This window comes from Mycolicibacterium parafortuitum, assembly GCF_010725485.1.
Taxonomy (GTDB): domain Bacteria; phylum Actinomycetota; class Actinomycetes; order Mycobacteriales; family Mycobacteriaceae; genus Mycobacterium.
In genome coordinates this window covers 3,787,349-3,799,174 of the sequence record NZ_AP022598.1, presented here as the reverse complement: position 1 = coordinate 3,799,174, position 11,826 = coordinate 3,787,349, and the positions used below count along the sequence as shown (strand labels likewise).

Below are 11,826 nucleotides of genomic sequence, written 5' to 3'. Positions count from 1 at the left end.
GGGCCCCGCTCACTGGCGGTCGAGAAACGCGTCGATCGCCGCACGGTGCTCGGGGGTGGTGAAGCACTCCGTTTCCGCGGAGATCCCGTACTCCAGGATCGCGGTGACGGCACGTTCGGCGTGCAGATTGAGCGTGCGCTTGGTGTCCTGTACCGCGCGGGCAGGCAGCGCGGCGAGCCGGTGCGCCAGTGCCAGTCCCTCGGTCTTGATCTCGGCGTGTGGCACGACCCGGTTGGCGAGCCCAAGTTCCACGGCTGTCGCCGCTTTGATCCGTTCCCCCAGGAGCAGATACTCCTTGGCCTTGAGCAGGCTCATCAACAGCGGCCATAGCACGGAGCCACCGTCGCCGGCAACCAGGCCGCTGGCCACGTGCGTATCGGCGAAGAAGGACCGGTCCGACATGAGCACGATGTCGCAGAGAACCGCGATGCTGCATCCGAATCCGACCGCGGGGCCGTTGACCGCCGCGACGATGGGCAGCGGGAAATCGATCATGTCCCGAACGATCCGGCGTGCGTCGCGCATACCTTCGCGCCGGGTCACCGGATTCTCCACGTGGGTGTGCAGCCATTCGACGAGATCGCCTCCGGCGGAGAAGAAATCGCCGGTTCCGGTCAGCAGCACCGCGCGCGCGTCAGCGTCCTCACCCAGGGTGCTCCAGAGCCGGGCGAACGCGCCGTGCATCCGGTTGTTGACCGCGTTGGCATGGCCGGGGTTGTTCAGCGTGACGATCCGTACCGGGCCGTCGGCAGCCACCAAGATCTCGTCACAGCCGGTCAGGTCGGCTGTCCCCTGGGGCAATTCGGTCATCGAATCGCACCGGCGAGACGGTCGGTGATGATCCGCTCGGCATCGGCGACGATCCGGGTCACCACTTCACCCGCCGTGGGGATGTCGTCGATGAGACCCATCACGGTGCCGATCCACCACACCCCGGCCTCCAGGTCTCCGGTCTCGTAGACCTTCACACCGCGCTTTCCGGCAACCAGGTGCGCGATGTCCTCGAACTGTCCTCCCCCATCCAGGATTTCGACAACCTCACGCGAGATCGTGTTGCTCGCCACCCGCCCCGTGTTCCGAAGCGTACGGAAGATCAACTCGGTTCCGAGTTCGTTCCCGGCGACGATGGCCTCTTTGACGTTCTGATGGATCGGCGACTCCACCGTGCACATGAACCGCGACCCCATGTTGATGCCGTCGGCGCCTAGTGCGAGCGCAGCCACCAGACCGCGGCCGTCGGCGAACCCACCGGAGGCGATCATCGGGATCTCGATGCGTTTGGCGGCGGCCGGGATCAGCACCAGCCCGGGAATGTCGTCCTCACCGGGATGGCCCGCGCATTCGAAACCGTCGATGCTGATGCCGTCGACACCGAGGTCCTGCGCCTTGACCGCGTGCCGCACCGAAGTGCATTTGTGCAGCACCTTGATGCCGTTGTCGTGGAAAATCGGCAGGTGCGGTGCGGGATTGGCCCCCGCGGTCTCGACGATCTTGATGCCGGCGTCGACGATGACCTGTCGGTATTCCTCGTACGGCGGTGGATTGATCGTCGGCAGGATCGTCAGGTTGACCCCGAAAGGCTTGTCCGTCAGATCGCGGGCACGCGCGATCTCGTTGGCCAGATCAGCCGGAGTCGGTTGGGTCAGCGCGGTGATCAACCCCAGGCCGCCGGCGTCGGACACCGCGGCGGCCAGTTCGGCGCGGCCCACCCACTGCATGCCGCCCTGCACGACGGGCGCCTCGATGCCGAATGCCTCGGTGAATTTGGTCGTGATCAAGGAGATCAGGTCCTTTCAGGAATCTCGCGGCGCCCAGGCGGGCCGGCGGGTCGAAACGAAGGCGTCCCGATCGGATGCCGTCGGCCACTCGGGTGACCGCTTCTGCAGAAACGCGGTGAACGCCTCGATCTGCTCGGCGGTTCCTATCGACGCCCAATATCCGGACACGTCCACCGATGGCAGGGGGCGGGCCATCTCCCGCTTCATCGCCGCGCGCGCCGCCGGGCCCGTGTTGCGCACGCGGTCGAGCAGGGCGCGGGTTTCGGCCTCCAGCGCGTCGTGCGCGACCACCTTGCCCACCAGGCCGAGACGCTCGGCTTCGGCCGCGTCGATCCAATCATTACCGTAGACAAGGTGATTGGCGCGCAGCGTACCGATCCGCTGCGGGAGCCGGGCAGCGACGAACGCCTCGTACACTCCGCGTGTCAGGTCCGGTATCCGTAGCCGGGCCCGGTCCGAGGCGAGCACCAGGTCGGCGTAGAGCGTCATCACCAGGCCTCCGCCGAGCGCCAGTCCGTTGACCGCGCACACGACGATCTTCGGGATCTTGCCGAGCGTCTCGAACGGTGTGCCGTCGTAGGCTTCGGTGAAGGCGTCCCATTTCCGGTCGGGGTTTCCGACGGCGTTCATGTCACCGCCGGCGCAGAACACGTCCCCCGAACCGGTGATGACGAGGAAGTTCAGGGCAGGTTCGTCGGCGACGATCATCGCGGCCCGCTTGATGCCGTGATAACCGTCGGCGGTCAGCGCGTTCCGCTTTTCCGGCCGGCTGATCGTCACGGTCAACGTGTCGCCGTCGATCCGGCCCGAAAGTTCCTCGGCCCCGAGGTCGACCTCGGTCGGCAGCTCGGTCATGCGATGACGGCGATCAGCTCGCCGACGGGATAGGTGCCGCCTTCCTCGATTTTCCAGGACACGGTGCCCGACGCGGGTGCCTCGATGTCCATCTCGACCTTGTCGGTGGCCAACGCGTACAGCAGATCACCCTCGGCGACCGTCGCACCGTCCTCGACGTGGAAGCTCGTCACCTCGGCCTCGGTGATGGCATCACCGGGTTTGGGCATGCGGACTTCGGTCACACGATCCTCCTGACGGCGTCGATCAACTGCGCGGCGCCGGGCCGACACGCCGCCTCGAGGGTGGCAGCGCGCGGCACCGGCGTGTAGGTGCCCGCGACCCGTTGAATCGGTGCGTCGAGGACGCCGAACAACTCGGTGCCGACGGCAGCGGCGATCTCGGCACCCGGACCGCAGAATCCGACGGACTCGTGCGCGACGATCAACCGGCGGGTGCGGCGCACCGAGGCGAGGACGGTGGGCAGGTCCAACGGCACCAGCGTGCGCAGGTCGACCACCTCGACCGAGACACCGTCGGTACTAAGTTGCTCGGCCGTCTCAAGGGCCGCATGCACCATCACGCCGTACGTGACGATCGTGACATCGGTGCCATCGCGTTTGATGTCTGCCTGACCGAGCGGGATGACATAGTCGTCGAGCGGAACCGGTCCCCGGCCACCGCCGTAGTAGAGCTTCATCGATTCCACGAACAGGCACGGATCCTCGTCGGCCAGGCAGGAATTGAGCAGACCGACCGCGTCGGCCGCGGTGCTCGGCCACACCACCTTCAGGCCGGGGGTGTGCATCGCCCATGCCTCGAAGGCCTGTGAGTGCTGGGGGCCCGCGGCCATTCCCACCATCGTCCGGATCACCAGTGGAGCGCTCTGGCGGCCACCGGACATGTAGCGCACCTTCGCGGCATGGTTGGCGATCTGGTCCATCGCCACACCGAGGAAGTCCATGAACATCAGTTCGGCAACCGGCCGCAACCCCGCCAGCGAGGCGCCGATGGCCGCACCGATGATCGATGACTCGGCAATCGGCGTGTCGAGGACGCGGTCCTCGCCGTACATGGCCGACAGGCCCGCGGTCACTTTGAACATGCCGCCGCCGGAGCGGTCCCCGATGTCCTCGCCGAGCAGGATGATCGACTCATCGGCGGCCATCGCGCGGTCGAGAGTGCGGTTGATCGCCTGTACCAGTCCGAGTTCCTCGGTGTCACCGGTTGGCGCAACAACCGGTTGATGCTCCGCTGCGGAGAACTCTCCCCCGTTGCCGGCGAACACATCTCGGGCCAGCTCCTCGGGTGCAGGCGGGTCCGAGGCGACCGCCGCGGCGAACGCCTCCTCCAGTTCCGCGCTGATCCGGTCGTCGATGTCCGTGAGTTGCTCGGCGGTCGCCACGCCGTCATCGATGAGCCACCTGCGGTACTTCGCGAACGGCGGGTCGGCGCGTTTGGCGGCCAACACCTCGGGGTCGGCGTAGCCCATCGCGTCCCCGAAGTAGTGCCCCTGGAGCCGGTAGGCCACCGCCTCGACAAAGGACGGTCCCTGCCCGGCCCGGGCGCGCTCGGCGGCCGCGGCCACCGCATCGAACACCGCGCCCGGATCGGTGCCGTCGACCGTGGTCCCCGGCATCCCGTAGCCCGACGCGCGATCGGAGAGCCGGGAGGTGTGGGTGTAGCGCTCGATCGATGTCCCCTCCGCCCAGGAGTTGTTCTGGCAGAAGAAGATCACCGGCAACGACCACAGCGCGGCCATGTTCATCGCCTCATGGACGTAGCCGATGCTGGTCGCACCGTCACCGAAGCTGACGAGCACCACCTGTCCGGTGCCGCGACGCGCGGCCGCCAGCGCCACCCCGTTGGCGATCAGCGGTCCCGCGCCGACGATGCCGGTGGTCCACGCGATGCCGTGATCGGGGTCGTAGATGCCCATCGCGCCGGCCTTCCCGCGCGACAGGCCGTCGCGCCGGCCGAGGATCTCGGCGAAATACCCCCGCAGATCGACGCCCTTGGCCAGCACGTCACCCAGACCGCGGTAGGTGGTGACGAGTTGATCGTCGTCGGCCAGGGCCAGCATCGCTCCCGCCGACATCGCCTCGTGGCCGTCCACCGGCCAGTAGCTCATCGCCGCCTCGCCCGAGGACAGCGCCTTGCGAACCCGTTTGTCGCCGTGATGGACCTTGCTCATCAACTCATACAGAGCCAGTGCGTGATCGCCGGGTGACGACGACGGCGCGGTGTCCAACTGGGTTGACATCCATACTCCTCGGCAGGGGCGACGAACTTCTACAATAGAACGTCCCGTGTTCAATCGTGCATTCTTGTCGCCTTCTCGAGTTCCGCGGCGAACAGCATGCGGTCGAAGTAGCACCGCTCCAGGACGAGTGCCTCGCCGGCGAACCCGAACACGTTGATACTGAGCATGTCGAACGCGGTTCCCGGACAGGTGGTGCGGGTCTCGACGACCAGACCGTCCGCGGCATGGAACACGCCCTCGGCGGTGTAGTGCATTCTCGGCAGCTGCTCCCACTGCTGAACGATCATCTGCCGGACCGCCTCGTCGCCGTCGTACACCGCGCCGCTGGGCACGATCTCGTACCGGGGATGGGCGAAGGTGGCCATGATCGCTTCCAGATCGCGGTCGTTCTCACCGGCCACGTGGCGCAGGACCAGCGCCTCGCGGCGCCGGTACAACTCCGTCTCGCCGCTCATGCCGGCTCGAAGTGCGGCAGATGGCGGCCGTCGGGCAGCGCAGTCCACGCCACCGTCACGCTGTCGCCGACGACCGGTGGGGCGCCGAACACGGTGCCCATCATCCGCGCGCCCTCGACCAGATCGACCAGGACCACCGAGTAGGGCACGCGGTCGGCCAGGGCGGGCAACGCGGGCCGATGGTGCACACTGACCGCATAGACCACTCCCTGCCCGGACAACCGCTCCCAGCTCAGGTGGTCGTGTCCGCAGTGCGGGCACGCGAACCGCGGATACCACACCAGCCGACTGCAGTCCGAGCACCGCTGCATCTGCAGTTCCCGCTCGCGGGTGGCATCCCAGAACGGTGCGGACACCGTCGTCGGCTCGGGCACCGGGATGGTGGGCTGATCGCCGCTCACAGGGTGGCCTCCGTTCCCAGGATCACCGTAGACGTCGCCGAGAGCACACCGCCGGTGCCGTGCGCCAGGGCGATGTCCGCATCGGCCACCTGGCGGTCCGCGCACTCACCCCGCAACTGGCGAGTCGCCTCGACCAGCAGGAACGCACCAAACGCCCCCGGGTGGGTGTACGCGAGCCCACCGCCGGTGGTCTGTCCCGGCAGCGCACCGCCGGGCGCCAACGCACCGCCGCCGGCGAACGGGCCGCCCTCGCCCTTGGCACAGAACCCGAGATCCTCCAGGGCGAGCAGCACAGTGATGGTGAACGAGTCGTAGAGCTCGACGACGTCCACGTCGGCGGGGGTCAGGCCCGCGGCGGCGAATGCCGCCGGACCCGAGACTGCACCCGGGGTGACCGTGAGGTCGGGCATCTGCGAGATCATCGCGTGCGATGCCGCAGATGCGGCACCCAGCACGTACGCGGCGGGCTTGGCCGAGCTGCGGGCACGCTCGGCGCTGGTGACCACGATCGCCGCGGCGCCGTCGGTGACCAGACAGCATTCGAGTTTGTGCATCGGCTCGGCGAGAAAACCGGATCCGAGCACATCGTCGACGGTGATCGCGTCCCGCAGGTGGGCCCGCGGGTTTCGGGTCGCCCACGTCCTGGTGTCGACGGCGATCTGCGCGAGCTGCTCGGCGGTCGTGCCGAACTGGGCCATGTGGCGATTGGCCGCCAGTGCGTAGGCGCTGATCGGCAGCATGACGCCGTGGGGTGTCTCCCACTCGAGGCGCTCCGGGGTGGCGAACACGCCGAGGCCCTTCTCTCCGCGTTTGCGCGCAGCGCGGGGAGTCGACGCGTACACGATGACGACGGTCTCGGCCATCCCGGCCGCGATCGCCGCGGCGGCATGCTCGACGTAGAGTCCGTAGCTGGCGCCCCCGGTCTGCGTGGCATCGGTGAATCTCGGTGTGATGCCCAGGTATTCGGCCAGCTCGACCGAGTGCATCAGGGTGCCGCCGGTGCAGGTACACAATCCGTCGACATCGCGCAGCGTCAGGCCCGCGTCGTCGAGCGCGGCCCGGATCACCTGAGCTTCCAATTCACGCAGCGGGACGTCGATGACGCCGTCGGGCGACACCACGTCGGCAACCCCGACGACAGCGGCCGATCCTCGCACTGTCACGCAGTGACCTCCTCGGTGAACAGTTCCCGCAGGGCGGGCTGGCTGACCTTCAGCGACGCGGTCCGTGGGAGTTCGTCGACGACGATCAGCTTGGCGGGCACCTGATAGCGGGTCAGCCGTTCGCGCAGGTAGTCCAGAAGGTCGTCACTGTCGGCACTGGCGCCCCTGACCAGTTCCACGGCGGCGACCGGTACCGCGCCGAGGCGTCGGTCGGGCAAGCCGGTGACGCCGGCATCGCGCACAGCCGGGTGACTGCGCAACGCCTCCACCACGACCGCGGGTGTCACCTTGAAGCCGCCACGAACGATCACGTCGTCGGTGCGTCCGTCGACGTACAGAAAGCCGTCGGCGTCGAGACGGCCGAGATCGGTGGTTCTCACCCAGTCACCGGTGCCGGTGCGCACCTCGATGCGGCCCTGCACCCCCGGCGCCACCTCGCCGTCGTCCTCCAGTGACGTGATGCGGATCTGCCGTCCACGCTGAGCTCGGCCGACACTGCCGCGCTTGAGCTGCGCCCACTCCCGGTGCAGGGCAAGGTTCCATCCCGCCACACCGCCGGCGAATTCGGTTGCGCCGTAGGACGGCAGCACCGCGACACCGTAACGCTGCTCGAACGCCTCCTGAACCTGCACCGGCAGGTGCGCGGTCCCCGACGTGACCACCTGCACCCCGGCGAAGACCTCCGGATCGACGTCGGCGTCGAGCACCATCGCGAGTGCCGACGGCACCAGGCTGACGGCGCGAGGCCTGTGCCGGCGTACCGCATCGACGAAGTCGGGCACCCGGAACCGCTCCAACAGCACGATCCTGCGTCCCTGGCAGATGTTGAGCAACGTGCGGAAGAGACCGGACATGTGCACCAGCGGTGAACTGACCAGGGCGACCCCGGTACGAAGCCGCACGGCATCGTCACCGGAACTCGAATAATGCTCTCCCGCCGCCGTGAGGGTTTCGTCGAATGCCCGGTACGACAACGGAATCCTTTTCGGCGGCCCGGTGGTCCCGCTGGTCAGCATCTCCACCGCGACGCCGCCGCGCGCGTCCGGGACCGGACCCGGCCCCGCAGGCGCGACGCCGGACCGCACTCTCACTTCCGCGGGTGCGTGCGTGATCTCGATACCGAGCGCACCCGGCGCCGAGCCAGCGAAACCCGTTCGCCGCCAATCCGTCTCCAGCGCGACGACCGCGTCCGGCGTGACCTCGGCGAGGTCGGCGGCCACTCCGGCGTCCCCGGAGGACCCGTTCACCGTGACGACCGTCGCGCCGGCCCGCAGCACCCCGATGAGCGACCCGACCACCGCGGGCCGGTTGTGCAGGACCACGGCAACGCGCGCACCGGTGCCCAACCCCGCCTCGGCCAGACACGCCTCGACGCCGCAGGCGATGTCGTCGAGCGCGCCCCACGAGGTCCATTCGCCGCAGTGCTCGATGGCCGGTGCGTCGCGGTCCAGCGTAGGGATCGTGCGCAGCCTGGACTGCAGAAGAGTGTTCAAGCCGGTGCTGCCGCGAGTTCGACGGCCGCCGGGATCACCTCTTGGGCGAACAACTTCATCGAGTCGTAGACCTTCGCTCGGTCCATCGCTCCGCCGCGCGACATCCGCAACATGATGTTGCGCCAGCCCATGTCCACGACGGTGCGCATCTTCTCGATGATGCGGTCGGGATTGCCCATCAGGGTCAGGTGGGAGTTGAGGACCTGTTCGTAACTCTGCTTGTCGTGCTTGTCGAACCAGTCCGAGTACGCCTTGTAGTCCGCAGGAATCTCGCCGCCGCGCTCGAACGGGTTCGAGTACGCCCGGTGGCGCTCGATCGACAATTCGACGCTCTCCCGTGGGTAGGTGCGCGCGAAGTCGTCGTCGACATGGCAGAACGCGTTGAGCAGCGCCCAGACGTTCTCGGTGGCGGCCTCGAGCCCCTTCTTGGCTTGGGTCTCCAGATAGATGTCGAGAGCACCTTGCAGGTCGGGGTCGACCGTGTAGGGGTTGCCGATGATGGCCCCAAAACCTTTGTCCGCCAGCCACTCGAAGCTCGACGGCGTCTTCATCACCGTTCCCCACACCGGGACCGGCTGCTGCACGGGCCGCGGGTACACCGTGGCGTCGTCGATGGTGAAGTACTTGCCCTCGTAACTCACGTTCTCCTGGGTGAGCAACGCATTCACGATCTCCACACACTCGGAATAGCGGCCGGTCGCCTCGTCCATCGGGATCCCGAAGCCCTTGAACTCATGCGCCTGGTAGCCGCGCCCGAAACCGGCATCGAACCGGCCACCCGACAACACGTCGACCATCGCGATGCGCTCGGCCAGTTGGATCGGATTGTGGAACGGGGCCACCATGCAGGCGGTGCCGATCCGGATGCGGTCGGTCTGGGCGGCGATGGCGGCGGCGACCAGAGGCAGATCCGCCAGCATGCCGTATGGCGAAAAGTGGTGCTCTGCAAGCCATACCTGGTCATAGCCGAGTTCCTCGGCCCACCGAGCCTCCTCCAGAACGTTGGCGAAAACCTCTTCGTCGGTGAGGTGGTTGGGCTTGTCGCCGAGGATAAAGACGCCGAACTTCATGTGCGCTCCTACGGACTATTTGCAGTTACTGCGACTATATTGGACGATGTAACAAACTTCGTCAATCCGTTCAATGCAGGTGTATGAAAGGGGCCCGTTTGTCTGTCACGGAAGCAGCCGTCGGAACCGCCTTGAAACCAGTGGACTTTGCCTGGTCGGAAACCGACGCGATCCTCTACGCGCTCGGTGTGGGCGCACGCCCTCCCGAAGAACTGGATCTGATCGATGAACACCGCGGCCCCACCGTCCTGCCGACGTTCGCGCTGCTGGCCAACTGGTGGGCGGTCAAGGACCTGCGCGCCGTGCTCGACCTGGGTAGCGCGCCGATCGTGCACGGCGCGCAGTCGCTGACCCTGAGCCGGCATCCGCAACCCCGGGGCGAGATGAGGGTCACCGGCGAGGTGACCGCCGTATGGGACAAGGGCAAGCATGCCGCCATCGAGGTGACGACCCGGGGGTCAGACCAGGACGGCGAGGTGTTCGTCGCGATCGGGCAGACCATCGTCGTGGGCGGCGGCGGCTTTGGCGGCAGGCGCGGCCCGACGACTCCGGAGGATCCGGACACCGCGCCGGACGTCACGGTCAGCGACGAGATCCGCCCGGAGCAGGCGGCCCTCTACCGGCTCAGTGGTGACCGCAACCCACTGCACATCGATCCAGCGGCCGCGCGCAGAGCCGGGTTCGACGACGTCTTCCTGCACGGGCTGTGCACCCTCGGATTCGCCGCGCGTGCGGTCATCAACAGCGTCGGCCAGAAGGACCCGCAGGCACTGGAGTCGATCAGCTGTCGTTTCGCCAAACCGGTTCTGCTGGGGGCACCGCTGACCACCGAGGTGTGGCACACCGGCCGGCAGGTGCGGTTCCGCACCAGCCAGGGCCCTGTCGTCGCCCTGGCTGCGGGCGTGGCGACCCTGCGAGCATGACACGACGGGGATGACCACCATGGACCAGCGCCGAATGCGGGGACAGCGCAACAGGCAAGCCCTGATCGCCGCCGCGATCGCCCTTTTCGAGGACAAGGGCTACGACGCGACCACGGTGGATCACATCGCCGCGCGTGCCGGCGTCGCGCCGCGGACGTTCTTCCATCACTTCGCGGCCAAGGACGACATCCTCTTCGACGGCTACCGCGAGCGGCTCGACGAGGCGACCCGCCGCTTCCGCGCATCGGGCGCCCGGTCGCTGTGGGGTGCACTCGCCGAGGCGTCGGCGTCTGTCGCGCAGGCCATCAGCGCGCAGCCGGACATCTTCGTCGCCCGTGCGCGGCTGTACGGCAACCACCCCGCGCTGCGCGCGGCCAGGTTGCGCATCAACGACGATTGGATCGATCAGATGACCACCGAGGTCGCGGCGTGGCTGCACGCGGATCCGACCACCGATCTGCGTCCACGGCTGGCCGTCAACGTCGTCAACGGCGCCAACCGGGCAGCGATCGACACCTGGGTGGCCGGTGGCGGAACGGCCGATCTGGTCGCATCGATGCGTCAGGCCAACGATCTGCTGCGACCGTCCATCACCAGGATCGAACGATCGACCAGGGCCGAGAGGAGCCGCCGTGCCGGATGATCTTCCCCTGGCCGTGGTGACCGGCGGCGCACGCGGTATCGGCGAGGCCATCGTGAGTGAGATGGTGACGACCGGCCACCGCGTCGCGGTCATCGACGTGAACCCCAAGGCCATCGCGAGGACGCGGGAAACAGACTGCGCACGAGCGGGTCTGGTGATACCCGTGGAACTGTCGATCACCGACCGGGAGGCAGTCGAGCGTGGACTGAGCGCGTTACGCGACGCCTACGGACCGGTACGCGCTCTGGTCAACAACGCAGGCATGACCCTGCCTGCGTCATTCCTCGATCAGACCGACGAGGACTGGGACCGCATCCTGGCCGTCAACCTCACAGGCACATTCGTCATGGCGCAGGTGGCCGCCCGCCAGATGGTCGAGCAGCACCACGGCGTCATCGTCAACATCAGTTCGGTGTCCGCGCACGGAGTGCGCACAGGGCCACCCGCGTATGCCGCCGCGAAGGCCGGCGTCGAAGGCCTGAGCCGCCTGATGGCGGTGCAACTGGGACCTCTGGGAGTACGCGTCAACACCGTCGTGGTGGGGACGACCGCCACGCCGTGGCTGTTGTCGCGAAAGACCGAGGCGGAACTCGGCTCCATGCGGGACTCCACGCTCACCGGTGCGATCGGCGATCCCGAGGATGTCGCCAACACCGTGGCGTTCCTGTGCTCCGACGCCGCCAAACATCTCACCGGTCAGTTGATCTCGGTCTCCGGTGGCCAGTGGATGCCCTGAGCGGATCTGTCTGACAATTGAACATCTTTTGCTAATCTGTTTACTCTTGCGACGAGAGCGAAGGGGC

13 protein-coding genes are annotated in these 11,826 nt (G+C 67.5%); 3 read left to right on the top strand and 10 right to left on the bottom strand.

The window, feature by feature from the left end; all coding sequences use genetic code 11:
• Nucleotides 1–9 precede the first annotated feature (9 nt).
• The 10 genes from NTM_RS18200 to NTM_RS18155 are packed head-to-tail and all read right to left on the bottom strand — an operon-like array spanning nucleotide 10 to nucleotide 9,457.
• Complete coding sequence (locus NTM_RS18200) at nucleotides 10–810, bottom strand: enoyl-CoA hydratase/isomerase family protein (protein WP_163767057.1); 801 nt, start codon at nucleotides 808–810, stop codon at nucleotides 10–12.
• Nucleotides 807–1,778, bottom strand: a complete 972-nt coding sequence (locus tag NTM_RS18195; RefSeq protein ID WP_163767056.1) for an NAD(P)H-dependent flavin oxidoreductase — start codon at nucleotides 1,776–1,778, stop codon at nucleotides 807–809. Before NTM_RS18195 ends, NTM_RS18200 begins: the two co-directional genes overlap by 4 nt.
• A 15-nt stretch (nucleotides 1,779–1,793) precedes the next feature.
• Nucleotides 1,794–2,633 carry an enoyl-CoA hydratase/isomerase family protein gene (locus tag NTM_RS18190; protein WP_163767055.1) on the bottom strand — a complete coding sequence of 280 codons (840 nt, stop codon included), beginning with the start codon at nucleotides 2,631–2,633 and terminating at the stop codon, nucleotides 1,794–1,796.
• Nucleotides 2,630–2,857, bottom strand: a complete 228-nt coding sequence (locus NTM_RS18185) for a biotin/lipoyl-containing protein (RefSeq protein ID WP_104864827.1) — start codon at nucleotides 2,855–2,857, stop codon at nucleotides 2,630–2,632. Before NTM_RS18185 ends, NTM_RS18190 begins: the two co-directional genes overlap by 4 nt.
• Nucleotides 2,854–4,875 carry an alpha-ketoacid dehydrogenase subunit alpha/beta gene (locus tag NTM_RS18180; RefSeq protein WP_163767054.1) on the bottom strand — a complete coding sequence of 674 codons (2,022 nt, stop codon included), beginning with the start codon at nucleotides 4,873–4,875 and terminating at the stop codon, nucleotides 2,854–2,856. The genes NTM_RS18185 and NTM_RS18180 overlap by 4 nt, the downstream gene beginning before the upstream one ends.
• A 50-nt stretch (nucleotides 4,876–4,925) precedes the next feature.
• Nucleotides 4,926–5,330 carry a nuclear transport factor 2 family protein gene (locus NTM_RS18175; protein ID WP_104864825.1) on the bottom strand — a complete coding sequence of 135 codons (405 nt, stop codon included), beginning with the start codon at nucleotides 5,328–5,330 and terminating at the stop codon, nucleotides 4,926–4,928.
• A complete protein-coding gene (locus NTM_RS18170; RefSeq protein WP_232079755.1) occupies nucleotides 5,327–5,731 on the bottom strand; it encodes a Zn-ribbon domain-containing OB-fold protein in 405 nt (134 codons plus the stop codon). Before NTM_RS18170 ends, NTM_RS18175 begins: the two co-directional genes overlap by 4 nt.
• Complete coding sequence (locus tag NTM_RS18165) at nucleotides 5,728–6,894, bottom strand: acetyl-CoA acetyltransferase (protein ID WP_104864824.1); 1,167 nt, start codon at nucleotides 6,892–6,894, stop codon at nucleotides 5,728–5,730. Before NTM_RS18165 ends, NTM_RS18170 begins: the two co-directional genes overlap by 4 nt.
• Nucleotides 6,891–8,387 carry a class I adenylate-forming enzyme family protein gene (locus NTM_RS18160; RefSeq protein WP_232079754.1) on the bottom strand — a complete coding sequence of 499 codons (1,497 nt, stop codon included), beginning with the start codon at nucleotides 8,385–8,387 and terminating at the stop codon, nucleotides 6,891–6,893. Before NTM_RS18160 ends, NTM_RS18165 begins: the two co-directional genes overlap by 4 nt.
• On the bottom strand, nucleotides 8,384–9,457 hold the full coding sequence (locus NTM_RS18155; RefSeq protein ID WP_104864823.1) for an LLM class flavin-dependent oxidoreductase: 1,074 nt from the start codon (nucleotides 9,455–9,457) through the stop codon (nucleotides 8,384–8,386). Before NTM_RS18155 ends, NTM_RS18160 begins: the two co-directional genes overlap by 4 nt.
• A gap of 140 nt (nucleotides 9,458–9,597) precedes the next feature.
• On the opposite strand from NTM_RS18155, the gene NTM_RS18150 reads away from it, so the two are divergent.
• The 3 genes from NTM_RS18150 to NTM_RS18140 are packed head-to-tail and all read left to right on the top strand — an operon-like array spanning nucleotide 9,598 to nucleotide 11,759.
• Nucleotides 9,598–10,380 carry a MaoC/PaaZ C-terminal domain-containing protein gene (locus tag NTM_RS18150; protein ID WP_163767053.1) on the top strand — a complete coding sequence of 261 codons (783 nt, stop codon included), beginning with the start codon at nucleotides 9,598–9,600 and terminating at the stop codon, nucleotides 10,378–10,380.
• A gap of 10 nt (nucleotides 10,381–10,390) precedes the next feature.
• Nucleotides 10,391–11,023 (top strand): TetR/AcrR family transcriptional regulator, encoded by a 633-nt coding sequence (locus tag NTM_RS18145; protein WP_232079753.1) that lies wholly within the window; start codon nucleotides 10,391–10,393, stop codon nucleotides 11,021–11,023.
• Entirely contained in the window at nucleotides 11,013–11,759 is a 747-nt protein-coding gene (locus tag NTM_RS18140) for an SDR family NAD(P)-dependent oxidoreductase (RefSeq protein ID WP_163767052.1), read from the top strand. The genes NTM_RS18145 and NTM_RS18140 overlap by 11 nt, the downstream gene beginning before the upstream one ends.
• The last annotated feature ends 67 nt before the right edge of the window (nucleotides 11,760–11,826 follow it).